33 protein-coding genes are annotated in these 25,865 nt (G+C 29.9%); 2 read left to right on the top strand and 31 right to left on the bottom strand.

Translation table 11 applies throughout. From position 1 onward, the window contains the following. Positions 1-91 precede the first annotated feature (91 nt). The 6 genes from ACWW38_RS07565 to ACWW38_RS07590 form a co-directional block, all read right to left on the bottom strand. Positions 92-2,179, bottom strand: coding sequence for a sensor histidine kinase (locus ACWW38_RS07565; RefSeq protein ID WP_456260174.1), 2,088 nt, complete (start codon positions 2,177-2,179; stop codon positions 92-94). Between the two features lie 358 nt (positions 2,180-2,537). Further along, the gene (locus ACWW38_RS07570; RefSeq protein WP_456260175.1) at positions 2,538-2,906 is read right to left on the bottom strand and encodes a NifB/NifX family molybdenum-iron cluster-binding protein; all 369 of its coding nucleotides are present in this window, start codon (positions 2,904-2,906) and stop codon (positions 2,538-2,540) included. A 13-nt stretch (positions 2,907-2,919) separates the two neighbouring features. Beyond that, positions 2,920-3,285 carry an ArsR/SmtB family transcription factor gene (locus tag ACWW38_RS07575; RefSeq protein WP_456260176.1) on the bottom strand — a complete coding sequence of 122 codons (366 nt, stop codon included), beginning with the start codon at positions 3,283-3,285 and terminating at the stop codon, positions 2,920-2,922. Positions 3,286-3,446: 161 nt separating this feature from the next. Beyond that, positions 3,447-4,172, bottom strand: a complete 726-nt coding sequence (locus tag ACWW38_RS07580; protein ID WP_456260177.1) for a permease — start codon at positions 4,170-4,172, stop codon at positions 3,447-3,449. Further along, on the bottom strand, positions 4,169-4,651 hold the full coding sequence (locus ACWW38_RS07585; RefSeq protein WP_456260178.1) for a permease: 483 nt from the start codon (positions 4,649-4,651) through the stop codon (positions 4,169-4,171). The genes ACWW38_RS07580 and ACWW38_RS07585 overlap by 4 nt, the downstream gene beginning before the upstream one ends. Further along, a complete protein-coding gene (locus ACWW38_RS07590; protein ID WP_456260179.1) occupies positions 4,651-4,980 on the bottom strand; it encodes a cupin domain-containing protein in 330 nt (109 codons plus the stop codon). The genes ACWW38_RS07585 and ACWW38_RS07590 overlap by 1 nt, the downstream gene beginning before the upstream one ends. A gap of 93 nt (positions 4,981-5,073) precedes the next feature. On the opposite strand from ACWW38_RS07590, the gene ACWW38_RS07595 reads away from it, so the two are divergent. Further along, entirely contained in the window at positions 5,074-5,760 is a 687-nt protein-coding gene (locus ACWW38_RS07595) for a Crp/Fnr family transcriptional regulator (RefSeq protein WP_456260180.1), read from the top strand. A gap of 86 nt (positions 5,761-5,846) precedes the next feature. Here ACWW38_RS07595 and ACWW38_RS07600 read toward each other — a convergent pair whose 3' ends face one another. From ACWW38_RS07600 to iadA, 21 genes are all read right to left on the bottom strand, one after another. Continuing rightward, positions 5,847-6,707 carry a diguanylate cyclase gene (locus tag ACWW38_RS07600; protein ID WP_456260181.1) on the bottom strand — a complete coding sequence of 287 codons (861 nt, stop codon included), beginning with the start codon at positions 6,705-6,707 and terminating at the stop codon, positions 5,847-5,849. Beyond that, positions 6,704-7,054, bottom strand: coding sequence for a hypothetical protein (locus ACWW38_RS07605; RefSeq protein ID WP_456260182.1), 351 nt, complete (start codon positions 7,052-7,054; stop codon positions 6,704-6,706). The genes ACWW38_RS07600 and ACWW38_RS07605 overlap by 4 nt, the downstream gene beginning before the upstream one ends. Before the next feature lie 199 nt (positions 7,055-7,253). Beyond that, positions 7,254-7,433 carry a Spo0E family sporulation regulatory protein-aspartic acid phosphatase gene (locus ACWW38_RS07610; protein ID WP_456260183.1) on the bottom strand — a complete coding sequence of 60 codons (180 nt, stop codon included), beginning with the start codon at positions 7,431-7,433 and terminating at the stop codon, positions 7,254-7,256. Positions 7,434-7,586: 153 nt separating this feature from the next. Further along, a complete protein-coding gene (locus ACWW38_RS07615) occupies positions 7,587-7,988 on the bottom strand; it encodes a DUF2178 domain-containing protein (protein WP_456260184.1) in 402 nt (133 codons plus the stop codon). A gap of 2 nt (positions 7,989-7,990) precedes the next feature. Next, positions 7,991-8,188 (bottom strand): helix-turn-helix transcriptional regulator, encoded by a 198-nt coding sequence (locus ACWW38_RS07620; protein WP_456260185.1) that lies wholly within the window; start codon positions 8,186-8,188, stop codon positions 7,991-7,993. Positions 8,189-8,632: 444 nt separating this feature from the next. Beyond that, the gene (locus tag ACWW38_RS07625; protein ID WP_456260186.1) at positions 8,633-8,866 is read right to left on the bottom strand and encodes a thioredoxin family protein; all 234 of its coding nucleotides are present in this window, start codon (positions 8,864-8,866) and stop codon (positions 8,633-8,635) included. 267 nt (positions 8,867-9,133) lie between these two features. Continuing rightward, the gene (locus tag ACWW38_RS07630; protein WP_456260187.1) at positions 9,134-10,150 is read right to left on the bottom strand and encodes a permease; all 1,017 of its coding nucleotides are present in this window, start codon (positions 10,148-10,150) and stop codon (positions 9,134-9,136) included. A gap of 76 nt (positions 10,151-10,226) precedes the next feature. Beyond that, positions 10,227-10,571 (bottom strand): ArsR/SmtB family transcription factor, encoded by a 345-nt coding sequence (locus ACWW38_RS07635; RefSeq protein WP_456260188.1) that lies wholly within the window; start codon positions 10,569-10,571, stop codon positions 10,227-10,229. 174 nt (positions 10,572-10,745) lie between these two features. Then, a complete protein-coding gene (locus ACWW38_RS07640; protein ID WP_456260189.1) occupies positions 10,746-11,156 on the bottom strand; it encodes an arsenate reductase ArsC in 411 nt (136 codons plus the stop codon). Between the two features lie 27 nt (positions 11,157-11,183). After that, positions 11,184-12,248, bottom strand: coding sequence for an ACR3 family arsenite efflux transporter (gene arsB, locus ACWW38_RS07645; protein ID WP_456260190.1), 1,065 nt, complete (start codon positions 12,246-12,248; stop codon positions 11,184-11,186). Further along, positions 12,232-12,633: an ArsR/SmtB family transcription factor gene (locus tag ACWW38_RS07650; RefSeq protein ID WP_456260191.1), complete on the bottom strand. Its 402-nt coding sequence runs from the start codon at positions 12,631-12,633 to the stop codon at positions 12,232-12,234. Before ACWW38_RS07650 ends, arsB begins: the two co-directional genes overlap by 17 nt. Before the next feature lie 285 nt (positions 12,634-12,918). Continuing rightward, positions 12,919-13,053: a hypothetical protein gene (locus ACWW38_RS07655; protein ID WP_456260192.1), complete on the bottom strand. Its 135-nt coding sequence runs from the start codon at positions 13,051-13,053 to the stop codon at positions 12,919-12,921. A 9-nt stretch (positions 13,054-13,062) separates the two neighbouring features. Then, positions 13,063-13,878: an arsenite methyltransferase gene (gene arsM, locus ACWW38_RS07660; RefSeq protein WP_456260193.1), complete on the bottom strand. Its 816-nt coding sequence runs from the start codon at positions 13,876-13,878 to the stop codon at positions 13,063-13,065. 17 nt (positions 13,879-13,895) lie between these two features. Then, a complete protein-coding gene (locus ACWW38_RS07665) occupies positions 13,896-14,336 on the bottom strand; it encodes a MarR family winged helix-turn-helix transcriptional regulator (protein WP_456260194.1) in 441 nt (146 codons plus the stop codon). A 436-nt stretch (positions 14,337-14,772) separates the two neighbouring features. Continuing rightward, on the bottom strand, positions 14,773-16,599 hold the full coding sequence (gene glmS / locus ACWW38_RS07670) for a glutamine--fructose-6-phosphate transaminase (isomerizing) (protein ID WP_456260195.1): 1,827 nt from the start codon (positions 16,597-16,599) through the stop codon (positions 14,773-14,775). Positions 16,600-17,112: 513 nt separating this feature from the next. After that, positions 17,113-18,459, bottom strand: coding sequence for a phosphoglucosamine mutase (gene glmM, locus ACWW38_RS07675; RefSeq protein WP_456260196.1), 1,347 nt, complete (start codon positions 18,457-18,459; stop codon positions 17,113-17,115). 93 nt (positions 18,460-18,552) lie between these two features. After that, complete coding sequence (locus tag ACWW38_RS07680; protein WP_456260197.1) at positions 18,553-18,807, bottom strand: hypothetical protein; 255 nt, start codon at positions 18,805-18,807, stop codon at positions 18,553-18,555. A gap of 9 nt (positions 18,808-18,816) precedes the next feature. Continuing rightward, on the bottom strand, positions 18,817-19,206 hold the full coding sequence (locus ACWW38_RS07685) for an SHOCT-like domain-containing protein (RefSeq protein ID WP_456260198.1): 390 nt from the start codon (positions 19,204-19,206) through the stop codon (positions 18,817-18,819). A gap of 28 nt (positions 19,207-19,234) precedes the next feature. After that, complete coding sequence (locus ACWW38_RS07690) at positions 19,235-19,612, bottom strand: DUF2089 family protein (protein ID WP_456260199.1); 378 nt, start codon at positions 19,610-19,612, stop codon at positions 19,235-19,237. 73 nt (positions 19,613-19,685) lie between these two features. Then, a complete protein-coding gene (locus ACWW38_RS07695) occupies positions 19,686-20,981 on the bottom strand; it encodes an MFS transporter (RefSeq protein WP_456260200.1) in 1,296 nt (431 codons plus the stop codon). Positions 20,982-21,171: 190 nt separating this feature from the next. Next, on the bottom strand, positions 21,172-22,305 hold the full coding sequence (iadA, locus tag ACWW38_RS07700) for a beta-aspartyl-peptidase (RefSeq protein ID WP_456260201.1): 1,134 nt from the start codon (positions 22,303-22,305) through the stop codon (positions 21,172-21,174). A 194-nt stretch (positions 22,306-22,499) separates the two neighbouring features. Here iadA and ACWW38_RS07705 point away from each other — a divergent pair, with 194 nt between their 5' ends. Continuing rightward, positions 22,500-23,165 (top strand): FMN-dependent NADH-azoreductase, encoded by a 666-nt coding sequence (locus ACWW38_RS07705; RefSeq protein WP_456260202.1) that lies wholly within the window; start codon positions 22,500-22,502, stop codon positions 23,163-23,165. 120 nt (positions 23,166-23,285) lie between these two features. Here the strand turns inward: ACWW38_RS07705 and ACWW38_RS07710 are convergent, their stop codons facing one another. Genes ACWW38_RS07710 through ACWW38_RS07725 form a run of 4 tightly spaced genes read right to left on the bottom strand, consistent with a single transcriptional unit; the run spans position 23,286 to position 25,862 of the window. Beyond that, positions 23,286-23,816 carry a 2-oxoacid:acceptor oxidoreductase family protein gene (locus ACWW38_RS07710; protein WP_456260203.1) on the bottom strand — a complete coding sequence of 177 codons (531 nt, stop codon included), beginning with the start codon at positions 23,814-23,816 and terminating at the stop codon, positions 23,286-23,288. A 1-nt stretch (position 23,817) separates the two neighbouring features. Next, positions 23,818-24,567 (bottom strand): thiamine pyrophosphate-dependent enzyme, encoded by a 750-nt coding sequence (locus tag ACWW38_RS07715; RefSeq protein WP_456260204.1) that lies wholly within the window; start codon positions 24,565-24,567, stop codon positions 23,818-23,820. After that, positions 24,567-25,640 carry a 3-methyl-2-oxobutanoate dehydrogenase subunit VorB gene (locus ACWW38_RS07720; protein WP_456260205.1) on the bottom strand — a complete coding sequence of 358 codons (1,074 nt, stop codon included), beginning with the start codon at positions 25,638-25,640 and terminating at the stop codon, positions 24,567-24,569. The genes ACWW38_RS07715 and ACWW38_RS07720 overlap by 1 nt, the downstream gene beginning before the upstream one ends. 12 nt (positions 25,641-25,652) lie before the next feature. Next, positions 25,653-25,862, bottom strand: coding sequence for a 4Fe-4S binding protein (locus ACWW38_RS07725; protein WP_456260206.1), 210 nt, complete (start codon positions 25,860-25,862; stop codon positions 25,653-25,655). Positions 25,863-25,865 lie beyond the last annotated feature (3 nt).

Here is a 25,865-nt window from a genome sequence, read left to right on the forward strand (position 1 = left end):
TTAATCAAATAATACCATTAAGGTAATTTAATGTCAAAAATAAAATAATTGTAATATGGTCATATACAATTTTTAATCTTCAGAGAGTTTTCTACATAAAATTTTCAATTGAATATATGTCAGAAAATTCAATCCTTATTTTTTCAATTATTCTATTTAAATCTATAGATTGATCTAAACAAACCTCATCCATAGTTTCATTTTGAGGAACATTCATAGGAAGATTAACAGTAAACTCTGCTCCTTCCCCTTCTTTACTTTTTACTGATATTGTTCCATTATGCATCTCTATTAGAGACTTTACAATATATAGTCCTATGCCATTACCTTCTTGTAGTCTATTCAAAGATTTATCTACCCTAGCAAATCTTTCAAATATAAATTTTTGCTTATATGCTGGTATTCCTCCTCCATTATCCTTAACTGAAATATTAATAGAAGTTCCTAAATCATATATATTTACCTCTATTTTTCCTTCCTCTTCTCTTCCATACTTTATAGCATTAGATATTAAGTTCAATATTATTCTCTCAAGAATATCCGAATCACAAAGAGTATATTTTTCTTCTACTTCAGTATCAAAAATTAGTTCTATGCCTTTATTTTCTATATATGCCGAAATAGACATTACAACATCTTCAATTACACTAACAACATTGCAATATCGAAGATTAATTTTATAGAAGCCATCATCAATTTTTGTAGTATCAATTAAATTATTGATTAATCTTAATATTCTATAGCAGTTTTGTTTAATAATTGTATTATATTTTTCAGTATCTATTACCGATCCCTGTTTTATATATATATCCATTAACTGACATGAACTATATATAACATTTATAGGTGTTCTAAATTCATGAGATAAGTTAGCAAAAAACTCTGTTCTTAATTTTTCATTTTGCCTTGTTTCTATTAATTCTTTTTCCATTGCTTCAGAAAGCTTTTTAGAAGTAATATCCCTAAATACTACCATAACTAATTCTTCATTATCACATCTTATAGGAAGTGATGAAATTTCTACATCAATACTTCTGCCATCTAAACCAAGTATTTTTTCTTCTGAGCTATCCAAATGTATACCTTTTTGTGTATTTTCTATTTCCTTCTTTACAATATCTATATATTCTGGATGCACAATATCAAATATATCCATACCAACTATATCTTTTTCGCTTTTTGCCCCTAGTAAATTTATTGCTGTATTATTAGCAAATAAAATAGATTTTTCATTCCTTAATATAATGGCAATAGGTAAACTTCTAATAAGATTTTTATATCTTTTCTTTCTCCTTATCAATTCAGATCTTGCCTTTATAAGCTCAGAATTTTGACTATTTAATTCTTTATTTATTTCTTCTAACTCTTCATATCCCTTTAAAAGTTTTACATTAAGCATTTTTAAAGGCCTTTTTAGAGTATTTGTTAATGTGATTTTATAAATAATATATAGTGACATTAATTTAAATACATGAGCAACTACACTAGATAAGTTATATGTATCTGTACAGAAGATGAAAGCTGCTTCAGATATTAATGAAAATAATATAGCTATACCTACATATGTTCTTACGTCTTTACTAAACCTTTCTCTTATTGATGTTAGAACTACCATACTTGCTATTAAAATACTGCAGATGATATATTCACTTACCCGCTTAAATAAAGTAGGTCCACTTCCTTGTATATAGCACAAAGGGAACGTTTTCCAAAATAATATCATTAGTAATACTACTATATTAACTATAGATACTATATAAAATATTGCTGAACTTTTAATTTTCTTGAAAAAACCTCTCAAAAATATAAATATAGCTAAACTTCGTATATAACTTTCACATAATGCCAATTGAATAGATTGATTAGCGGTATCGCCGCCTACTATATTCATACCTTCATATAAAGTTGCATGAATCAACTCAAAAATACAAATAAAGCCAAAGACTAAACCTAGAAACTTAAACCATCTATCATCAGAAATTTCTTGCGTGTTAATTATAAGCATTGTTATACTAAAGCATAGAAAAATGATTATACATTCAACCATAAAATGAAATAATAATATGTTTTTATTACTTACAACAATCAGTATTGGTATTGACATAATAAAAATTAATATACTTATATTAAAATCATCTTTCTTCATAACATTTTCATAGATTAATTTAGCTTCCTCCAATTAATTATTCTCCTTCCGCCTTTACATTATGAGATAGAATTTCTCTCATTACTCTAATTGCTAATATGCTTTAGTAAAACAGATTAATTAGACTATAATTTTTAGATAGAATGCTTTAGTTTGCCTATTTCTATATATAATTTTTATAATAGATTTTAATTATTACCTAATAAATATTAAATTCGACAACAAAAATACATTTCCTTCAATTTTTTAAAATTTTCGTATTTTAGTATACATATTAATGTTTATGTAATTTTTTTACATATTTTATAGATAATAAAAATAAACATGACATAATCCTGTCATGTTTATTTAATATTTTTTAATTCTTTTCATATATAATTATTTGTTTATTTTAATGGTGACAATCATGATTACTACAGATATTATTAATAGAAAACTCCACCAACTTATCTTCTTTTAATAATTCAATGTTTTCTTCAATTGTTCCCTCCACAACTCTACAAACCTTTATACCTTGATCTTTCAACTTATTAATTGCTCCCGCACCAATACCTCCAACTAAAACTACATCAACTTTTTCTCCTGATAAAGCCTTTAGAGGCTGACACATCCCATGAGCGTGATTTAAATCACCATTTTCAATTGTTTTAATTTCTTTACTTTCTGTATCATAAATTATAAAACATGGAGCTGATCCAAAATGATTATATGGAATACTTTCTACACCTTTATTTTCTTTAACTGGAATACATACTTTCATATCTTTTCTCCTTTTATTTACTATATTTTTGGCAGCATTTATTTTTATTCATTTTACATACCGCCTTACAATCTTTTGGTATACTTATATTAAAAATGCAATCTTCAGAAGCATTCTGACTCTTAATGTCATGGATAAAATCACTTATTTTTGATAAGCCTTCCTCCTGCAAATCATAGTGGACATAGTATCCAATCTTTTCTCCTTTAACAATTCCCGCTTCTTTTAACACCTTTAAATGTTGCGACACTGCTGCTTCTGAAATATCCAAATGCTTTGAAATTCCTTTTGCACATATTCTTCTTCTTGAAAGTATAATTAATATCTTTAGTCTTGTCTCATCCCCTAGTGCTTTAAATATTTGTACTATATTCTTCATGACTTACTCCTTTAAATACTTAAGTACTTACTTAATTAAATAATATATCACTTAATTATTATTGTCAAGTTTCAAAATATAAAAAATCAGTTATTCTCAATCATTTTTTGATTAAAAATACTGATTTTTAGTTTGATTTATATTTATTCTTAGATACTTTCCTATTTAAAAGAAATTGCTTTTGCAGGACATCTTTCAATTATTTCATTTATATTCTCTTTTCCCTTTAATGAAACTTGATTTTGTTTAACTTTTGCTTTTCCAGCAACTAATACAAAATTATCTGGAAGCAGTTGTGTGCATATTCCGCATCCAATACAATATTGATGTTTAATATCTAATATATCTCTTACTTCTTTAATCTCTTCATTATCAATTGGAATACTATCCTTTTTAATTAATACAGACATACTATATGCTATTATAAATATAGAAGTTGCGGTTAAAATCCATCTAATCATCATAAACTTAATACCTAGAAATTTTGCTTCATTTGCTAGCATTGGTATTTTAATAACTGCCCAGGTACTTAATATAATAACAATATTAGAAATACTTGCTCCTTTTTTAAATAGAGTCTTACAAACAGGAAAAGCTGCATATATAGGTCCAGCTGAAAAGCTACCAAGAATAAAAGATAGAATTGCTCCTTTAAATCCTGAGTTTTCTCCAAATCCTTTGATAATAGTTTCTCTTGGAATCCAGGCTTCTATTAAAGAAGTTAAAATAAATATAACAGGCATAATTTGAATCATCTCTATTACATAGTACATACTATTTTTACCTGATTCTATTGCTTTTTGTGGCATTACTACTAATAAGGCAATGTATGTTATTATTACTACTAATAGTAGTTTATTCTTTTTAAAGGCTTTAACAATACTCATATCACTACCCCCATTAACAGTGAAATAATTATAGCAAACCCAAAACTTAAAAGATTTCTTGTTAATGCAAACTTTGTCCCAAATTCCTCTTTTTCGAGAGGAAATGTCACAATTCCCACCATGGTTAAAGTGGTTAAAAAAGCAACTGCTGGAACAATACTTATACCTGCGTCTACAAGAGATCCAACTAACGGAAAGGCTACAAAGGCTGGTATTAATGTAATACTCCCTACACAAGCAGAAACAATTGTAGATATCAAAGTATTAGATTTACCTGCTATTTCTTTAATGGTTTCAGGTGGTATAAAAGTTAATATTAATCCTATTAAAAATAATACTCCTATTATCTCTCCTATTACATTTTTCATCATCCCTTTTCCCATTTTCATAGAATTTATGGTTTTATGTTTATCCTTTATTATTGAAATAATCAAGGCAATTCCTGTTATAATCCAGAGAGATAATGTTAATATGTCCACTATTGCTTATCTCCATAATGCTTCGGACTAGGAGATTTAACTACAAAAAACTCAAGTACTTCTTCATCAAAATTATTTACATTCATTTTTACGTTATATGGTATTCTAATAATTTGCCCTGCCACATATTTCTGTGGTTCCTGCTCACATAACTTTAGTGTAATTGTCCCTCTTACAATAATCATATACACATTAGAATTTGAATAATGTTCTGGAAGCCCTGTACCGGTTGTCAATATCATATGGTTTATATTTACATTATCATCATCAATAATCCTCTCAATATTCTTTGTGTCTGAAACAGTAAACTTATAATTTTTTTCTAACATAATCCTTCTCCTTCCATTTTGTATTTTTTTATATTATACTTCTTAATGTAACAACACACAGTAACCTAGGTTACTAATTTGAGGTGATTTGTATTGAATATTAAAAACTATATAGATGCAATAACTAACATTAATCTATTTATGTCTTTCACAAAAGAGGAACTTATGCAATTGCTTAAAATAAATAAATATAGCATTAAAAAATATCAGAAAGGAGAAGTAATTCATTTTCAAAATGAGGTATGCAGGACTATGGACGTCATTTTGACAGGAGAAGTATCAGTACAAAAGATAGATGAAAATGGAAATATATTAACTATTTCAACTTTTGCATCTAGTGACATTTTAGGAGCAAATCTTATATTCTCAAGTAAAAATTGCTATCCTATGACAGTCATAGCTAAGTTTGATTCCACTATACTACACATAAATAAAGAATTAGTACTTGAACTTTGTCAAATCAATTCAAACTTTTTAATTGGCCTAATATCCGTCATTTCAGATAAAACTATAACCTTAACAGACAAAATAAACTCAATTACCTTAAAAACAATCAGAGACTGCATTATTGATTTTTTAACATATGAATACCATATTCAAAAAAGCACTATAGTTAATCTCACTATGTCAAAGAAAGAACTCTCTGAAAGGCTTGGTATACAAAGGCCTTCTCTATCTAGAGAACTAACCAAAATGAGAAAAGAAGGCTTATTAGAATATGATTCAAAAAGTATTACCATTAAAGACATGAATATTCTTATAAAAAATAAACAAAAATAAAATTCCACTAGATTATATGTTCACTAACTAAAAAGGTTGAGAAAGAACTTATAAAGTCCTTCTCAACCTTTTTATATAGATTACTTTTATGCAATCTCATCAATATCAACATTTTCAATAATAATTGAATTATTATTCTTTTTTGCTTTTGTAGATGATAAACTAGCTATATTTACTAAGTTATTTATTAATCCATCTATATTTTCTATTTTCTTATTGCCTACTGTACATCCCGAAATTCCTATTGCTGCTGAAACAGGTATATCATTAGGGAACTTAAATGTATCTATAGTATTTATTATTTTCTCTGCAATTGCTTTGCTATCTTCTATACAACATTGAGTTAATATTGCAAACTCATCTCCCCCGTATCTACATAAATAGCAGTCTGAATTAACACTTTCTCTTAGTACCTGTGCTACACTCTTTAGCACTTCATCTCCATTTATATGACCATACTTTTTATCTATATATCCAAAATTATTTAAATCTATAAAAATTATAGTTGTGTTTTGTCCACTTTTTATAGAATTATATGCATTGTACAATATGTAATCGCTCTTATACAATCCTGTAAGTAAATCAATATGTTTTCCCAATTCAATGTTTAATCTTATCCTTGTTACAAACCCTATAGTATCATTTTTATTTTCCACAAATATAACTTCAACATCTCTATTTGAATTAAATATTTCTCTAATCTCCCATACATATGTATTACTATCTACACATTTATATTTTTTAGACATAACATCTATAACTATTCTATTTGGATGAGCATAAACTAATTCTTTCTTTGTAACCACACCAACCAATTTATCTTCTTCATATACTGCAAAACATTCTATATTTTCTTTATAAAAAACATCCTGAACTTTCCTTACTCCATTCAAGATGTTGATCTTCATAAAATTTTTATCCATTATATCTAAAACTTTATTTATCATAAGTCAATAGATTTGCTAACATGAAGGGTTATATTTATCTGTGCTCTTATAATCATAGACTCGTTAGCAATACATCCTCCTTCTTCTATTATCATTGAAATAAGTTTATCTTCTTCAAGCATGTTTAATAAAGATCGTCTTACTACAACTGCCTCTATGTATTCATGTTCAATTCTAATTATCTTATACTGTTCTGGAGAAAGTATGTCTACCATTCTTCTTGCTGCCTCTGGTCCAATCGGTGCTCTTTTACCTACTATTAACACATCTTGCATTGGCGGCATTTCAAATTCTGAAAAACGCATATTTATTTCTACTTTTTTTGTACTTTCTATTCTACCTTCCATAGATCTGCCACCTTTCCTGTAATTCCAATATTATATTATCATATTTTGTATAAATTTTCTATTACAGGATTATATTTTTATCTAAATTACCAAAACTTTTGATACATATGCTAATTAATTAGATGTTTGTAATATTTAGTCTAATTATTAATAAAAACAAGACTAGGTTTTTTAAAATTAAAACCTAGCCTTATATTAGTTATTTTTTTCTTATCTTTCCTTCTACTATCTTGTTATATTCAGTTATTGCTACATTTAAAATTCTGCTTGCAGCAAGAACATCAGGATCAAGTAAATCTTCTCCTTTTTCAATTATTAGACTTTCTAAGTTTTCTCTTAACTTATTTATATCTTTAATTAACTCCTTAATTTCGGGCATATCATACACTCCTGTTTACATTAATTTTTTGTAATTCTTCTATGTTTATGATGCCCTAATTTTTAAAATAATTTCCCACTTTTAAGTCAATAGTTTCTTTAATTCGTATTTTAGCTTAAATCATCTCTTAGCAATTATTTAATACTGCTTAGCTTAATATTTATACCTACAAATCAAATAAGATATAGATTTTATTATTAAAGCACTTCCTAATACAATTAAAATTGTACTACTAGAACTTATTATAATTTTTCCCTTTAATACTAAAAAAGACAATACTGTAATGACTAAAAAATGAACTTCATAACTGATACTTGAAGATTTTTCACTTATATATTTCTTTCTCTCATCTTCATGCCTCTCGTTTAAATTTGCTTTTGTCTTTTTTAATAAATAAATTAAGAATGCAAGAGATAAACCGCCTAATGAGAAATCCAACACATCAAAATTCTTTTTAATAATTAACTTATAAAGTCCCATACCTAAAAATAGTATTGCCCACACTATTGCTCCCACTAATATAGAATCTGTTTTTTTCTGATTATTACTTTTCATTTCTATTCCTCCTCATAAATAAAAATTTCTTCAATTGTCATACCAAAATATCTAGCAATCTTAAAAGCTAAAATAATAGACGGATTGTAACGCCCGTTCTCCAATGAACCAATTGTCTGCCTTGAAACTTCCAACGCAGAAGCAAGTTCTTCCTGTTTAATACCTCTCTGCTTACGAATTTCTTCTAATCTATTTTTCACAAGTAAGTGCACTCCTTTTATTATTTTATGTAAAGTTTACTTTACATTACCAATATACTACCAACTCCATCTAATGTCAAGCTTGCTTTCCATAAAAATTTATAAAAAGTATATTTTTCAATAAATTTACTAAAAAATATCTCTGGCAAAATAATTCTTGTAATTTCCATATCTATAATTTTTCATTTTTCTATTTACAAATAAAAAAATCATGGATGATTCAGTCTGAAAAACTGATATAATTCCATGATTTTTAGGTGAACTTTATTTGTCTTACTTTGTGTATTTTATGTAAACAAGATAACTTATACTACTATGCTTACTGTATTTTGTTAAATGCGTAAAAACTCTGTATACCCAGGTTCTTCTATATAATAAAGCTGACAAATACACTAAGCCCTACTAAAAAAAAGTAGGAAGTTATCCTCCTACTTTAATTTAATTTTAACCTTGTAATATTTCTTTTATTTCTTCAACCTTTAAAACTCTGCCCATAGCCTTTACTTTTTCATCTACTACAAGTGCAGGAGTTCTCATTACTCCATAGGACATAATGCCTTTCATGTCCTCTACCTTTTCTACTGTTGCATCAAGACCTAATTCCTTTATAGCTTCCTTTGCATTAGCCTCTAAGTTTTTGCAATTTTTACATCCTGTTCCTAAAACTTTAACTATCATGATATTTCCTCTCCTATCTTTAATTTATATTTATTTATTAGCATTATTTTTTATAATGTTATAATTTAATTAATCGCTATTCTCTAATCTCCAGCTTTAATAACTAAGAACAACTACAGCCACAATTACAGTTCCCAGAATTAGTTCCAGTATCTCCAACATATTCAATAACTCCTGCTGGGCATAACTTTTGACATATCTAATCTCCCAATTTAAAGTTAAAATTAATATATTATAATCATTAAATAGCTATAACTAAGAATAGATTTACATAAAAATATATGAAATTGCATTAAATAAGTACCCTATAATAATTATTCCTATAGAAACTATAGCTACAAAAGCTCCTAATAATTTAGGCTTAACTACTTTACTTAACATAATCATAGATGGAAGTGATAATGCTGTTACAGCCATCATAAAGGATAATACTGTACCAATTCCTACTCCTTTACCAAATAAAGCTTCAGCTATTGGCAAGGTTCCAAATATATCAGCATACATAGGAATACCTACTATAGTTGCAAGTAATACTGCAAAAGGATTATCCTTTCCAATTATATTTTCTATTACAGATTGAGGAATCCAGTTATGAATTGCAGCTCCAATGCCAACGCCAATCAATACATACAACCACACTTTATTAATGATACTTTTAACTTGATCCTTTGAGTAGGATATTCTCTCCTCTCTAGTTAGCTCTATAACTTCAGCATCAACATTTTCTATCTCATGAACATAACCCTCTACGTATTTCTCAAGTCCTAACTTTTCAATAAGAGTGCCGCCTACAACCGCTAATATCAAGCCTACAACAACATAAGCTATAGCAATTTTAGCTCCGAAAAATGACATTAAAATCAATAATGATGCTAAATCTACCATTGGTGAAGAAATTAAAAATGAAAAAGTTATTCCTAGTGGAAGCCCTGCCGAAGTGAAACCTATAAAAATAGGAATACTTGAACAGCTGCAAAAAGGTGTAATAGTTCCCAGGAGTGCTCCTAATATATTTCCCTTAATTCCTTTTATATTTCCAAGTATCTTCTTAGTTCTTTCTGGTGGAAAGTAACTCTGAATATAAGATATTATAAAAATAAGCACTGATAATAATATAAATATTTTTATAACATCGTAAATAAAGAATTGTATACTTCCTCCTAATCTTTCTTTAACAGAAAGTCCAAATACCTTTTCTACAAATAAACGTACAAGCTCAGATAGCCAAGTCATTTTCAATAATTGATCATTAAGAAACCCAAATATTTGTGTTACTATATTCATTACCCCTCACCTACCAAAATAATATTTCGTATATAAAATTACATTAATTTGTCCACTTAAAAACCACTTCATATCCCTACTGTTTCTTACACGTTGCAATATATCCATCTGCTTTATCTAATCTTCCTAAATCTTTTTGTATAATAGGATACTCCTCTATATCATTGAATATATTTTCTAATACTCCTTTAAGAAGTTTATTTTCATAATCCAAATAATAGTATATAAATTGCTCTCTTCTTTCATCCTTTACAAATCCCATATCTCTCAATTTTGCTAAATGCTTAGATATCTTTGGTTGGGATTCTTCTAATATTCCTTGTATTTGGCATACACACAGTTCTTTATTATAGAGTAAAACTAAGATTCGCAAACGGGTTTCATCTGACATTACCTTAAATAAATTCACAAGTTTATCCACATCTTCACATCCTTTAGTTTGAATTGATAATACTTATATACTCATATGGGTATATAAGTATTATATTCCTCTGTTATAATCTTGTCAATAATTTACTATATTTTTCTTGAAAATAAAAAAACATAATTTGAAGGTTAGATATAACTACCTTAGATTATGTTTTTTAGTTTTATATTATAAATTAATTTTCTTATTTTCAATTCTTTTTGCTAAATCTCTAATTTTTTCTTCAATGGTTTTAGCTATTTTTATAAACTCTTCATCACTTTTACCAGTTGGGTCATCTAATCCCCAATCTTCCACATGTTTTGCAGGTAAATATGGACATACAACATTGCATCCCATTTTTATAACAATATCAACCTTTGGTATATCTTGAAGTAATTTAGAACTTTGAGTTTCATTCATATTCACATTGTATAAGTTTTTTATTATTCTTACAGCATCTTGATTTATTTGTGGCTTTGTTTCTGTTCCAGCTGAATAAGATTCAAATGCATCCGATGCAAATAATTTTCCTAACGCTTCTGCCATTTGTGATCTACATGAATTGTGAACGCATATAAAAGCTACCTTTAGTTTCATAATTTGTCCTCCTAAGTGTTTATATAATTATTGGTTTTCTATTTTAGGGAACCAATCTCTTGTATTGTTAGCTATTTTAACAAGTGTAAGCATAACTGGTACTTCAGTTAAAACTCCGACTACAGTTGCAAGAGCTGCTCCTGAATCTAATCCAAATAAAGATATTGCAACTGCTACTGCTAGTTCAAAGAAGTTACTTGCTCCAATCATGCCTGCTGGTGCTGCTATATTATGTGGTAATTTCCAAAGCTTTGCCCATCCATAGGAAAAGAAGAAAATTAAGAAAGTTTGTATTGTAAGTGGAACTGCTATTAAAACAATGTGTAGAGGATTATTTAATATAGTTTCTCCTTGGAAAGAGAATATAATTATTAAGGTTAAAAGAAGTCCGCCTATTGTTACATTATCGAATTTCTTTAAAAATACATTTTCAAAATACTCCATTCCTTTATGTTTTACTACATACTTCCTTGATAAATATCCTCCTACAAGAGGAATAACCACAAATAATATTACCGATAAGAATAAAGTATCATATGGAACGCTTACATCAGTAACTCCAAGTAAAAATGCCACTATTGGAGTAAAGGCTACTAATAATATTAAATCATTAACTGCAACTTGAACTACAGTATATGCTGGATCACCTTTAGTTAAATGACTCCATACAAATACCATAGCTGTACATGGTGCTGCTCCTAAAAGTACTGCCCCAGCAAGATAATCTTTAGCTAAATCTGGGGATATCCACTGCTTAAATACTATATTTAAGAAAAATCCCGCTATTAAATACATGGTAAAAGGTTTTATAAGCCAGTTTGTTACACAAGTAACTGTAAGTCCTTTTGGCTTCTTAGCGGCCTTTACAATACTAGAAAAATCTATTTTAAGCATCATTGGATAAATCATTAGCCATATAAGTATAGCAACTGGTATTGAAACCTTAGCGTACTCAAACTTATTTAAAGTTTCAGGAATAACTGGCAGCACCTGTCCAATAACAACACCAAGTACTATACATATAGCTACCCATAAAGTTAAATATCTTTCGAAAAAACCTATACCTTTATTTTCTTTATTCTTTGCACTCATGATTCCCCTCCAAATATTTTATTACTTTTTCTTTATCTTCTCTTAATTCTTCACAAGTAAATGAACTACTCTTGTACTTTTTTAGCTTTTCTATATCTCCAGCACATAAATCACTCTCATCAAACTTATTTCTCAAGTAAGAATAAAGCAGCTCATTCTCAATTATAAATTCTCTGTGTATATCATAATATACCCACTGAGCCTTTTTCTCTCCGCTAATCATTTTCAAACTTTTTAGTTTGTTTAAATGCCTTGATGCATTAGATTGAGTAATTCCAAGTATGCTTTCTATCTCGCATACACAGAGTTCTCCTTCTTTTAATATGTTAAGTATTCTTATTCTATTTTCATCTCCTAGTGCTTTAAATATCTCTACGAATTCCATCTTTTCACTCCTTTGCATGATTATATTCGTTTATACTCATATACTATGCTTTGTTTGCTTTTTTGTCAACAACTTTATCTTACTTCTCAACATATTTTTATACCTTTACGCTTACAATATTTTAACATGTTGATTTTAATAATGTTATATAACAATAATTTTTTAAAAAATCTATTTTTTAAAAAATCACCATAACCTTAACATAAAAATGAAGATACAAATTAGTACTTTTTATACTCATACTAATTTGTATCTTCATTTTTTATATAAGTTTCTCCATAACAGTTACATTTCAAGCATTTCAGTATTATTTCTTGATCTAGTTTCTAGAGTAGCAACTCTATCCTCAATACCTTGATTATAAATACTTGTTATATATGAAATGTCTTCAATTTTTGCTTTTCTTACTTTATAATTCATATATATCACCTACTTATATGCTTTAACATGGGCACCTGCATAAGCACCATCAAGCAAATTGGCATCTATTTTACTATATACATCACCTAAGTTTTTTTGCTTTGCTATATCTTCAATAATTTCTTTAGTATATATATTTACTGGTGTGATGTCAACTTCCTTAAAGCCGACCTTTTTAAGTATATCTATATATACATCTATATATAATGCGCCTGCAATGCATCCTACCCACATTTCAGCACTTTGCTTAATATCTTTGGGAACTTTTTTTAATTGAACAATATCTGCTATAGCGATTCTGCCGCCTTTCTTTAAAACTCTATAGGCTTCCTTTAAAGCAACTTCTTTATCTTCACATAAATTTATTACACAGTTTGAAGTAATAACATCAATAGTTTCATTTTCAAGAGGAATATCCTCAATATAACCTTTTATAAATTCTACATTGTTTACTCCCATTTTTTTCTTATTTTTATTTGCCAGTTCCAACATTTCATTCGTCATATCAAGTCCATAAACTCTTCCTTCTTCCCCCACATACTTAGCAGATATAAAAGCATCTATTCCTCCACCGCTCCCTAAATCTAAAACTGTTTCTCCTTTCTTAAATGCCGCCAAAGCTACTGGGTTAGCACAGCCTAAAGAAGCATTTACAGCATCCTCTGGTAAACCTTCCAAGTACTCCTTTGTGTAAATATTTGAATTATTAGTAACATCACCGCAACAAGCAGTTCCACACCCACAAGATGCCTTTGAATTATTACTTACTTTCTTCGCAATTCCACCATAATAAGATTTTACTTTACCTTTTATATTCTTACCCATTCCTTATACCCCTTTCATTAGCAACACTTATTTTGCTTTGCAGCTTCAATTATTAACTGTAAACTCTCTAGTACTTGCTCTCTCTTTTCTTTTGGTATAGAAGAAAGAATGCCCCCATAATACTTTTCCATGCTATTTTCAATATTATCAAATACCTTAATTCCTTCATCTGTTAATTTAATTGAGATATATCTTCTATCTTTCGGATGTAACTCTCTAATTGCTAAACCTGAATCTACTAATTTGTTAATAGTTCTACTCATTGTGCTTTTATCTAATGTCAATAGTTCAGCCAGTTCATTTAGCGATATGTCTTTTGCTCTACCTATCTCAACAATAGCATGACATTGAGAAACAGTTGTTCCACAACATGTGGCTTCACTTTCTTCTAATATCCCTAAGTTTCTAACAAGAACTCTAATTAGTTCTCTCAAATAGTGACTTTCTTTGTTATCCATTTTACCACCTCTACATTCATTGTAATGCGAAACAGTTGTATATTGCAACTATTTTTTATGTAAATATTCCGACATCTATTTGTATACCAGAAACGATGTCGTATTATTTCTAAACTAATAACTATAGGTTTTTAAAAAATTTGCACAAAATATATCCTATAAATAGCTTAACAACATAATTATCAGTAATGATTACTTAACTTTAGCATTTACTTGTTTTTTCAAAATTCTACAGATTCTATACATCTTTATGTATCTATCATTGAAAAAATAATTTTTTGTTGTTTCAATTTTTCTTTTTCTAAATAAAAAATCATGGAAGATTCAGTATTAAAAACTGATATCTTGCCATGATTTTTTATGTCAACTTTATTTGTTCTAGGTGGACTTTATTTGTAGTGTACAGGGCACAAAACCTATATAAGCATTTTGGGCTCTATTCAACCGTAACAGATTTTGCCAAATTTCTAGGCTTATCCACATCGCAACCTTTTTCTATTGAAATATAGTAAGATAAAAGTTGTAATGGAATTACTGAAAGTATTGGTGCTACTATTGGCATAACTCTTGGTATATAAATAACTTCATCAACGCTCTTTTCTATAGCGTCATGTCCTTCCATTGCTACTGCTATAACCTTTGCTCCTCTTGTCTTTACTTCTTTAATGTTACTTAACATTTTTTCAAATAAGTACTCTTGAGTTGCAAGAGCAATCACTGTTGTGTTATCTTCTATTAGTGCTATTGGTCCATGCTTAAGTTCTCCTGCTGCATAAGCTTCTGAATGTATATAAGATATTTCTTTAAGCTTTAGTGAACCTTCCATTGCTACTGCATAATCAAGCCCTCTTCCTAAGAAATACATATCTTGATCCATACATATCTTTTTAGCAAATTCCTTTACCTTATCTTTTTGATTTAGCACTTCAGCTGCTTCTTCTGATAAGTTTAAAAGAGCACATTTAATTTTATCTATTTCTGAAGTTCTTACACTTCCTTTATTTTCTGCAAGGTATAGAGCAATTATATACATAGCTATGAGCTGAGTTACATAAGCTTTTGTTGAAGCAACAGCTATTTCTGGTCCTGCCCAAGTATATAATATATCATCTGCATCTCTTGCAACTGAACTTCCTACTACATTAGTAACTGCTATAACTCTTGCATTTTGAGATTTAGCAAGTCTTAAAGCTGCTAGAGTATCTGCTGTTTCTCCTGATTGACTTATAACTATCATAAGTGTTCTTTCCGTTATAAGTGGTTCTCTATATCTAAATTCTGAAGCAACTTCTACTTCAACTGGTATTTTAGCAAGTCTTTCTATAGCGTATTTACCTACAACACCTGCATGATAAGCAGTTCCGCAAGCCACTATATATATTTTGTCTATATCAGCTATTTGTTCTTTTGTAAGTGTTATACTATCCAAACTAATTCTTTGACCTTTAGCTACTCTTGAAGTTAAAGTATCCTTTATAGCTTTAGGCTGTTCATGAATTTCTTTTAACATGAAATGATCATATCCGCCTTTTTCAGCTGCATCTGCATTCCATGTTACGTGAAATACATCTTTTTTAATTTCTTTTTTATCAAAATCGAATAGTTTTACTCCACTTTCTTCTATAAGCACAAATTCATTATCTTCAAGTAAATATACTTCCCTTGTATGATTCAAAACAGCAGGAATATCTGAAGCTATAAAGCTTTCACCTTCACCTATTCCAACTATTAGTGGGCTATCTTTTCTAACTGCTACAAGCTTATTTGGCTCTTTCTTGCTAACTACACCTATAGCATAGCTTCCTTCCATTCTTTTAACTGCTTTTATTACAGCATCTAATAGATCTCCTTCATAGTAATAATCTACAAGATGAGGTATAACTTCTGTATCTGTTTCTGACTTAAACTTATATCCTTCTGATGTTAACCATTCTTTTAGAATCATATAGTTTTCAATAATACCGTTGTGAACGACAGCTATTGTTCCATCTTCATTTGTATGAGGATGTGAATTTAAATCTGATGGCGCTCCATGAGTTGCCCATCTTGTATGCCCAATCCCTACATGTCCATTTAATCTATTCTCTTCAAGTACTGCTTCAAGATTTGAAAGTCTTCCTTTGCATTTTCTAACAACTACTTTTTCATCTTCAACAACTGCAACCCCTGCAGAGTCATAACCTCTATATTCAAGTTTTGATAGTCCTTCTACTAAAATATCTGATGCATTTTTATTTCCTAAATATCCTACTATTCCACACATATGCAATTCTCCCTTTTTGCTAATTTTTATTTTGTAAGCATTTTTATTAAATGCTCTTTAAGGAAAGCTTGTATTGTTGGTACCTGACTGGATTTGTACTAAAGATTACTCCTCAGTTTTGCCAGTCTTTATCGGTAGTACTATACCGTGGGGCATCCGCCGAAACTTCGATACTCCCCACCCTCGTCAACTTAAGCAGGCGTTCCAAATCTGCGATTTGGTTATGATCACTTACTCAGACGTTAGTCTGAGCTTTCTTTGTACTGCTTGAGTTCTGGCGCTTTTATTTAAATATATACTCTCATGTCCCTCCTTTCCACTAAACTTTTTTTGACAAGCTTCCTATCCATTATATTTTACATTATATTATACGTCAATAATATTCATTCCGTTTCATATTTTATTCACCAAATGTTAAAAAGTCTATAAGTAAATTATACATTTTATCTCAAAATAAAATAAAGCACCCTAAATTTAGGTACTTTATTTTATAATTCCGTATTATCCTTATTATTAATTTGCTTTTTCTTCGATTTTTTTTGCAAGTGAATGTGCTATTTCATCTAGTTCTGCTTGATCTTCACCTTCTAGCATAACTCTAACTAAAGGTTCTGTTCCTGAAGGTCTTATTAAAACTCTTCCAGAGCCGTTTAGTCTTTCTTCTATTTTTCTTATTTCTGCAGCTATTTCTTCATCTTTTTCATGAATATCTTTCATATCATTAGGTACCTTTGCATTAACTAAAACTTGTGGAAGTTTAGTCATCATTGATGCTAATTCTGATAGGCTTTTGCCAGTCTTTTTCACTACAGAGGCTATTTGAAGTCCTGTAACAAGACCATCCCCAGTAGTGTTATAATCTAAAAATATTATGTGACCTGATTGCTCTCCACCAAGCTTATATCCGCCCTTAACCATTTCTTCAAGGACATATCTATCTCCAACTTTAGTTTTTATAGTGGATATTTTCTCTTTGTTGAAGGCTAAATCAAGTCCTAAATTACTCATGACAGTTACAACTACCATATTATCTTTAAGTTTACCTTGTTCCTTTAAGTTCTTTCCACAAATGGCCATTATAAAATCACCATCTATAAGTCTGCCTTTTTCATCTACTGCAAGACATCTATCTGCATCTCCATCAAAAGCAAGCCCAAGGTCACATTTTTCACTTATAACATAATCTATTAAGCCTTGTGGATGAGTTGAACCACATTTTTCATTTATATTTATTCCATTTGGCTTGTTGTTTATTACATGAACTTCAGCACCTAATTCTTCAAAGGCTTCTACTGCCGCTTCATAAGATGCTCCATTTGCACAATCAAGAGCTATTTTAAGACCTTTTAAATCTACATCTATAGTTGACTTTGCAAATTCTCTGTAGTCATCTAATGCAGATTCACTTATAATTTTTCTTCCTAAATTAGCTCCTGTAGGGGATGGTACCCCTTCAAAATTATTTTCAATTATATTTTGTATTCTATCTTCTAATTCATCGCTTAATTTATAACCATTTCCATTAAAGAACTTGATTCCATTATATTCTACTGGATTATGGGAAGCTGAAATCACAACACCTGCATCTGCATTATACTTTCTTGTAAGGTAAGCTATAGCTGGTGTTGGCACAACGCCTGCACAAATTGCTTCTGCTCCAACTGATAAAATACCTGAAACTAGTGCAGATTCTAACATGTCTCCTGATATTCTTGTATCCATTCCAACTAATATTTTAGGTTTATGAGTTCCTTCAGTTAGCACAAATGCTCCAGCTCTTCCTAGTTTATATGCAAGTTCAACTGTTAGCTCTTCATTAGCAATTCCTCTTACTCCATCTGTTCCAAACAATCTACTCATTTTGTTACCTCTCTTTACACATGTTTTTATACACATTCCTTCTAATTATATTACATATTTATCATTATAACAATATGAGTAAATTTACCTGTATTACAATATTATCTTCACTTTTGTTCCATCAGAAGCATTGACATTAACTATCTCCATGCCTTTATATTTATTCAAAACTTTTATAGCTCTATTCAGCTCTTCAAAATCTATAGCATCCAAATATCTCATTTCACCATTAGGCATATATTTTTTAATCCCATGTCTAGCCATGACTTTAAAAGCAAGGCTTAGCACCCATAAGGGTGCTGGTATTATACATCTAAATTTTCCACTGGTTTTTATATGCACTCTCATTTTTTCACCTTACTCAATAACTACTTCTACTATATCTCCATTAGCGCTTTTTACATCTACTATTTTTCCATTTATGTCATTATCAATTGCACTTGATATAATATTCATGTCTATTTCGTAGCCATTTTCCCCTTTCATACTCATGCCAGGTATCTTGCTACCCACATTAAGCATTGCTTTAACAAATTTAATAGGCAGTTTTACATCTACATTGTCACCTTTTACAGACCTAACTTTTATCTTTAGCATTTTTTCTTGATTTGTTTTTTTATCTAGTATTATAGTATCTAAACTCTCATTCTCTTTTTCTTTTATTGCAGATATAAGTTCTGTTGCCTTATCAGCATCGATTTTTCCCTCTTCTACCATTTTTAAAATTCTTGATATATCTTCTTTCATTTAAATTACCCCCTATATTAATTTAAACCTACTCTGGAAATTCTCCATCCTTTAGCACCTTTAAAGCTTCTTCTGGAGAGATTTCTCCTTTTTCTAACATATCTAATACTTCCTTGTTGCTTACTTTAGGCTTTTTGTTTAGAGAATATCCTAATGCTACAATTACATCATCAAGCTTTGCCCTTACAGTTGGATAGGATATCCCCATCTCTTTTTCAACATCTTTAATACTTCCTCTGCATTTCAAAAACACTTCTGCAAATTCCAATTGTTCATTACTTAGGTATGCAAATTTAGATAGCTCAAATTCATTTTCTATAATTGTCCCACACCTATTACACTTAAGCTTTGTTATTTTTAAACTTGAATTACACACTGGACATTTACTTAACATTTTATATCCCATATATTCACCCCTTTTTTCTTATTTAGAATTATTTTAGATATTAAAGGTCATCAATAATCTTTAAAACATAGCCTTATATTGTTTTTATTTCTTTATTTGAAGCCATTAATAAAGTTATAAATATCATTATAATTCCTGATGCCACTGGTAATATATATACAGGAATTTTTTCTATAAGAAGTCCTGATAATATTAGTCCAATTGGATTTATCCCCATAGCTATTGTCTGTAAGAGTCCAAATATTCTTCCTCTTATATTATCAGGAGTTTCTCTTTGCATAATTACAAATATAGGTATATTAACATATACAATTGAAATTCCCCCTATAAGTAAAAAGACAATATAGTATATAAAGTGTACAGACTTGCTAAGTTCCACAAATCTAGGTAAAACAGGTAGAGCTATAGATATGCATATAACACTTATGAACATAATTCCTATAACTAAGGATTTATATTTTTTCTCTTTTTCTGGAAGCATTGATAGTATAATTGAGCCTATCATCATTCCCAGTGGAATCATTGCTTCCAATATTCCAAATTTTCTAGGCGATAAGTTTATAATGTTATTAACTATATAAGGAAAAGGCACCGTTACCCCTAATGCTAAGAAAAAATTTAGAAAAATTGAAAATCCAAATATAATTGATAGTACCTTTCTTCCTTTTAAAAATGTAAATCCCTCTTTAAATTCCTCTGAAAAACCTTTAATAACTTTATCTTTCTCTCTATTTTTATCTTCCTTTTCAACTTTATTTAGATTAAAATCAATAAACATTTCTGATATACCAGACAATACAAAAGAAATAGCGTTAACTACCAAAAATAATTTTATATCTACAAGTGCAAAAATTATTCCTCCTAAAAAAGGACCGCCAATTTGTGCCATAGATGATACTGCTTGATTTAGTGAATTTACCTTAACCAGACTTTTATCATCTACTATATTAGGTATAGAAGCTCCCATAGGAATATCGAAGAATGTATTGCATGTGTTTAAAAGTAAGTTGGCTATATAGATATACGATACCTTAAGTCCATTTATTGATGCCACTGCTGCAAGCGCCAAAATGACTACTCCACTTAATATATCCATGGCAACTACTATCTTTTTTCTGTCTACCCTGTCAGATATAACTCCTGCCACTGGGCCTAATATTATTCTTGGAAGCATACCAAAAACTAATGTCATAGAAAAGGCTGCTGAAGAACCAGTTGTCTTTAAAACATAAAGCCCTATGGCAAAATTATATATTTGACTGCCAAATAAGGAAACTAATCTTCCTAGAAGTAATAAAATGATATTAGATGTTAACCTTGGATTCCCCTTAACCTTTAATTCTGAATTGATCTCTTTTTCAAATTCCACCCCATTCTCCCCCTATTTCATATATAAACATGCTCTTATAACATATTTATCCTAATATGTTATATTGTTATTATAAGATATTAAATTAATAATTTCAATACTAAAATTAAATATATTAATATATTTTTTATTTTTATTAATTTTATTTAAGTATATAATCAATATATTTAATTTACAACTAAATTATTATCTATAAAATCATTCCATTAGCAACTACATCTATTATATTTAAATCATTCTTATTTACTATAACAACATCCCCGTCATTTCCGCATTTAATTCTTCCTTTCCTATTTAACTTTAATGCATCAGCCACATTGGATGTTATTACTTTAATAGCAGTTTGTATTTCTATATTTTCTTGTAGTATAGCGTCCTTAACTTCATCATATAAAGAACTTATCTTTCCTATACCACTACCAATGTGTTCTCCTTTGTCATTAAATAGCGGAAGACTTCCTTGAGCATCTGAAGAAAAAGTAACATTCTTAATATCTATACCTTCATCTAAAAGTCTTTTAAGCCCTTTACTGCATTTAACTTCTCCTTCCTCTATAAACTTAGGAATAGTGCTAGTGGTAAAATCTATTCTGCCTCCTAATTTTACGTATTCCATACCTTCTTTAAATAAGTCTTCATTTCTATTTATATGAGTTGGCAAAAATTGAGTTATTGGTATTTCTGTATTTTTTGTAATTTCTATTAAGTGCTTTAATTTATCTTTTCCATCTCCCATGTGAATATTGATTATACCTGCTTTTCCTGCAAGAATTCCCCCTCTTCTTGCATCTGAAGCAAGCTCTACAATCTTTTCTAAAGTAGGTTGAGAACCTCTGTGGTCAGCTAGTGCCACTTCTCCTACCCCTATTATTTTATCTATAAGTATTATATCCTCTTCAATACTTGCCATTAGTGGTTTAGGAGGTATTTTATAAGAACCTGTATATATGAAAGTACTTATTCCTTCTTCTTCAATAGCATTTGCCTTTGCTAGCAAACTTTTCATACTTCTCGTTACTCCATCAGTTCCAAGACACCCAACCACTGTTGTAACTCCAGCATTAACTATATCTCTAAAATTTATTTCAGGAGTTCTTGTTCTAAATCCACCTTCTCCTCCTCCCCCTAGGATATGTACATGACAATCTATAAATCCTGGAAAAACTATTCTGTTTGATGCATCTATAACTTTAATAGGTACATTACTTCCTGAAAGTTCAATTTTATCCCCTATATATTCTATTTTATTTCCACATATCAACAGATCCTTTTTACCTATATATTCTGGTGAATATATTTCTCCATTTTTAATTAAAATCATCATAATCTTTACTCCATTCTATTTTAATAAATTTATATACCAACTTACTTAAATTATATTGAAACATAACCTTATTTATATTTTATAACGTTTCATATTTATATTAAATAACTTGTTATATTAAGCTATATTTTATACTTTTCTGAATAAGTGAAAGTATTAAGCTAATAATAATTGTATATTTGGAGGTGATTTCATTGAAAAGGTTATTATATATTACCGTTAATTCAAAGCCAGAAGAGATGTCCACTAGTAAGACAGTAGGTAGGGATTTTGTAAATCGTTTTATTGCCAAAAATCCAGATTGCATTGTAGAAGAACTTGACCTTTATAATGAGGACATTCCTGAAATAAATCATGTTATATTTTCAGGAAGGGCAGAGCCTGTTTCAGGTGCCCAATACGGTGCTCTATCAGAACAGGATAAAAAGTCCGTAGATAGAATTAATTTTTTATGCGATCAATTTTTAAATGCAGATACATATGTAATTGCTGCACCTATGTGGAGTGTAAGTTACCCTTCCAGACTTAAAAGGTATTTAGACTGTATTATTCTTAATAATAAAGTAATCAGTATAACTCCTGATGATGTTATGGGACTTTTGGATGATAAAGAAAGGGATATGGTTTATATCCAATCTTCTGGCGGAGTTTATCCAAAAATTTTTAATGGAAAATTCAATCATGGTGTAGATTATCTTCACGATATATTTAAATTCTTGGGTATAAGTAGATTTGAAAAGATACTAGTTCAAGGAGTAGATGACCCATCTATTGGTAAAGGTGAAGCTATTAATAAAGTTTCTGATAATATTGATAATGTTGTAAATAAACTTTCTGATAAAACCTTATTAAATGTCTAAAAATCTTAATTTCCTAATTGTTGATTATAAAAACCATAACAGGACAGAATCTTGCCCTGTTATGGTTTTATTTTTCTAAATTAATTTCATATAACTTGTATATAAACATAAAACTTGCTTTTACTTAATATAATCTGCCCCTATTTCAATAGCCTTTTTATTAACTTCAAAGAAACTCTCCTTACCATGATCTTTAAGTGAAGATAATATAGCATCTATTGTTACTATTTTAGTTTTCTTTACTAATGCTCCTAAAAGCACCATGTTAGCTATCTTTTTATTACCTATTTTCTCTGCTTCACTTTGAGCTGGTATACTAATTATATTAATATCTTCTCTAATAGGTAGCTTATCTATTAGATCACTATCCATTATCAATAGCCCATTTTTCATTAGTAATGGTTCAAATTTCTCTAAAGAAGGTCTATTCATAACTATTACAGTAGACGGATTTGTGATTATTGGAGAACCTACCAGGTCCTCTGATATAATTACTGAACAGTTGCAAGTACCTCCTCTCATTTCAGGACCATAAGAGGGAAGCCAAGATACATTCATATCACTATCCATTCCAGCATAGGCTAAAAATTTCGCCATAGACAAAATTCCTTGACCACCAAAACCTGCAAATATTATCTCTTCAGATACCATACTACTCCACCTCCTTTGTGCTGTCTTTTTTAACACCTAGAGGATAATAAGGTATCATATTATTAGAAAGCCATTCCAAAGATTCTTTAGGTGAAAGTCCCCAGTTAGTTGGACAAATAGACAGCACTTCTACAAGAGAAAATCCTTTTCCTTGAATTTGATTCTCAAATGCCTTTTTTATAGCTTTCTTAGCCTTTATAATGTTTGGAACAGAATCTACAGAAACCCTCTCTACATAGCAGGCACCAGTTAAAGTTGCCAGCATCTCAGCTACTCGTATAGGATGTCCTGCTGTTTTTACATCTCTTCCATAAGGAGACGTTTCAGTTACTTGACCTGGAAGTGTAGTAGGCGCCATTTGTCCACCTGTCATTCCATATATACAGTTGTTTACAAATATAGTTGTTATATTTTCTCCTCTTGTAGCCGCATGTACAATTTCAGCAGTTCCGATAGCTGCTAAATCTCCATCCCCTTGATAAGTAAAAACTGTTGAATCTGGTTTGGCCCTTTTTATACCAGTAGCAACAGCAGGAGCTCTTCCATGAGCAGCCTCAAACATATCGCAAGCAAAATAATCATAAGCAAGAACTGCACATCCAACAGGAGCAACTCCTATGGTTTTATCTAAAATTCCAAGTTCATCTATAGTCTCTGCTACTAATCTATGAATAATTCCATGGGTACATCCCGGACAATAATGTGTAGGAATATCTAGTAAAGCCTCTGGGCGTTTAAATATCACATTCATTATTTTACACCCCCTATAAGTTCTTTAACTTTAGTTAAAATATCCTCTGGATGAGGTACCATTCCACCAGCCCTGCCATAGAAAGAAACCTTCTTCCTTCCTTCAACAGCTAATCTTACATCCTCTACCATTTGACCACAACTCATTTCTACACTTAGGTATCCATATCTTGTATGATCAATTGTCTTTTCAAAGGCTTCATCTGGGAAAGGCCACAATGTTATTGGTCTTAACAAGCCAAGTTTTATACCTTCATCTTCTGCAAGCTTTATAACATTCTTACATATTCTCGAAGTGGTTCCATATGCCACGAATATTAAATCATTTTCTCTGTCACACTTATATAACTCATATTTTATTTCATTATTTTTAATTTCTTTATATTTTTTTGAAAGATGTTCATTATGTTTTTCAAGGAGTTCTGGTTGTAAGTATAATGAATTTATTACATTATGTTTCTTTCTTCCTCTAAGGCCATCAGCTTTCCAATCATCTTTACTTGGAAGCTCTCTTTGTACTCTTTCTTTAAATTCAACAGGTTCCATCATCTGTCCTAACATACCATCTCCCATTATCATGCACGGAGTTCTATATATATCTGCTACATCAAAAGCTTCCTGTATCAAATCAACCATCTCTTGAATAGAGGCTGGAGCGTAAACTGGCATATGAAAATCTCCATGAGCTCCACCTTTTGTTGCTTGAAAATAGTCTGATTGTGCAGGTTGTATACTACCAAGTCCTGGGCCACCCCTTACTATATTTATGATCACACAGGGTAATTCAGCTCCTGCAATATATGAAATTCCTTCTGCTTTTAAGCTAATTCCTGGACTCGAAGATGATGTCATGCACCTTGTACCAGTTCCAGCACACCCATATACCATATTAATAGCTGCTATTTCACTTTCTGCCTGTAAAAATGTTCTTCCAATTTTAGGCATTTTTCTAGATAAATAAGCCGCTACCTCTGTTTGAGGTGTTATCGGATAACCAAAAAAGCATTGACAGTTTGACTTAATGGCAGCCTCCCCAATGGCTTCGTTTCCTTTCATTAAAACCTTTTTACTCATTGATTTCCCCCCCTATTTTTCCACTGTAATAACACAATCTGGACACATTTTCCCGCAGGAAGCGCATCCAATACATTTGCTCATTTTGTCTTCTGTAACTACTGCCGGATGATACCCTCTTACATTCAGCTTGTCTGAAAAAGATATAATTTTCATCGGACATGCACCTATACAAAGTCCACACCCTTTACATCTGTCTTCTCTAAAAGTGACTTTTGCCATAAA

It is taken from the genome of Clostridium sp. JNZ J1-5, from assembly GCF_053901425.1.

Excerpts from the sequence above, each read along its gene's own strand:
- ACWW38_RS07615 (WP_456260184.1), bottom strand. The coding sequence starts at position 7,988 with ATGAAAAGTAATAATCAGAAAAAAACAGATTCTATATTAGTGGGAGCA.
- ACWW38_RS07605 (WP_456260182.1), bottom strand. The coding sequence starts at position 7,054 with ATGGAAGGTAGAATAGAAAGTACAAAAAAAGTAGAAATAAATATGCGT.
- ACWW38_RS07570 (WP_456260175.1), bottom strand. The coding sequence starts at position 2,906 with ATGAAAGTATGTATTCCAGTTAAAGAAAATAAAGGTGTAGAAAGTATT.
- ACWW38_RS07575 (WP_456260176.1), bottom strand. The coding sequence starts at position 3,285 with ATGAAGAATATAGTACAAATATTTAAAGCACTAGGGGATGAGACAAGA.
- iadA (WP_456260201.1), bottom strand. The coding sequence starts at position 22,305 with ATGATGATTTTAATTAAAAATGGAGAAATATATTCACCAGAATATATA.
- ACWW38_RS07650 (WP_456260191.1), bottom strand. The coding sequence starts at position 12,633 with ATGGAATTCGTAGAGATATTTAAAGCACTAGGAGATGAAAATAGAATA.
- arsM (WP_456260193.1), bottom strand. The coding sequence starts at position 13,878 with ATGGGTAAGAATATAAAAGGTAAAGTAAAATCTTATTATGGTGGAATT.
- arsB (WP_456260190.1), bottom strand. The coding sequence starts at position 12,248 with ATGAGTGCAAAGAATAAAGAAAATAAAGGTATAGGTTTTTTCGAAAGA.
- ACWW38_RS07685 (WP_456260198.1), bottom strand. The coding sequence starts at position 19,206 with ATGAAAGAAGATATATCAAGAATTTTAAAAATGGTAGAAGAGGGAAAA.
- ACWW38_RS07640 (WP_456260189.1), bottom strand. The coding sequence starts at position 11,156 with ATGAAACTAAAGGTAGCTTTTATATGCGTTCACAATTCATGTAGATCA.
- ACWW38_RS07715 (WP_456260204.1), bottom strand. The coding sequence starts at position 24,567 with ATGAATGTGATATTTAAACGCCCAGAGGCTTTACTAGATATTCCTACA.
- ACWW38_RS07580 (WP_456260177.1), bottom strand. The coding sequence starts at position 4,172 with ATGAGTATTGTTAAAGCCTTTAAAAAGAATAAACTACTATTAGTAGTA.
- ACWW38_RS07600 (WP_456260181.1), bottom strand. The coding sequence starts at position 6,707 with ATGATAAATAAAGTTTTAGATATAATGGATAAAAATTTTATGAAGATC.
- glmM (WP_456260196.1), bottom strand. The coding sequence starts at position 18,459 with ATGAGTAGATTGTTTGGAACAGATGGAGTAAGAGGAATTGCTAATGAA.
- ACWW38_RS07590 (WP_456260179.1), bottom strand. The coding sequence starts at position 4,980 with ATGTTAGAAAAAAATTATAAGTTTACTGTTTCAGACACAAAGAATATT.
- ACWW38_RS07720 (WP_456260205.1), bottom strand. The coding sequence starts at position 25,640 with ATGAGTAAAAAGGTTTTAATGAAAGGAAACGAAGCCATTGGGGAGGCT.
- ACWW38_RS07690 (WP_456260199.1), bottom strand. The coding sequence starts at position 19,612 with ATGGGATATAAAATGTTAAGTAAATGTCCAGTGTGTAATTCAAGTTTA.
- ACWW38_RS07710 (WP_456260203.1), bottom strand. The coding sequence starts at position 23,816 with ATGGTATCTGAAGAGATAATATTTGCAGGTTTTGGTGGTCAAGGAATT.
- ACWW38_RS07680 (WP_456260197.1), bottom strand. The coding sequence starts at position 18,807 with ATGAGAGTGCATATAAAAACCAGTGGAAAATTTAGATGTATAATACCA.
- ACWW38_RS07625 (WP_456260186.1), bottom strand. The coding sequence starts at position 8,866 with ATGATAGTTAAAGTTTTAGGAACAGGATGTAAAAATTGCAAAAACTTA.
- ACWW38_RS07610 (WP_456260183.1), bottom strand. The coding sequence starts at position 7,433 with ATGCCCGAAATTAAGGAGTTAATTAAAGATATAAATAAGTTAAGAGAA.
- ACWW38_RS07665 (WP_456260194.1), bottom strand. The coding sequence starts at position 14,336 with ATGGATAACAAAGAAAGTCACTATTTGAGAGAACTAATTAGAGTTCTT.
- ACWW38_RS07630 (WP_456260187.1), bottom strand. The coding sequence starts at position 10,150 with ATGAATATAGTAACACAAATATTTGGGTTTCTTAATGATCAATTATTG.
- ACWW38_RS07655 (WP_456260192.1), bottom strand. The coding sequence starts at position 13,053 with ATGAATTATAAAGTAAGAAAAGCAAAAATTGAAGACATTTCATATATA.
- glmS (WP_456260195.1), bottom strand. The coding sequence starts at position 16,599 with ATGTGTGGAATAGTAGGATATTTAGGAAATAAAAATGCATCAGATATT.
- ACWW38_RS07725 (WP_456260206.1), bottom strand. The coding sequence starts at position 25,862 with ATGGCAAAAGTCACTTTTAGAGAAGACAGATGTAAAGGGTGTGGACTT.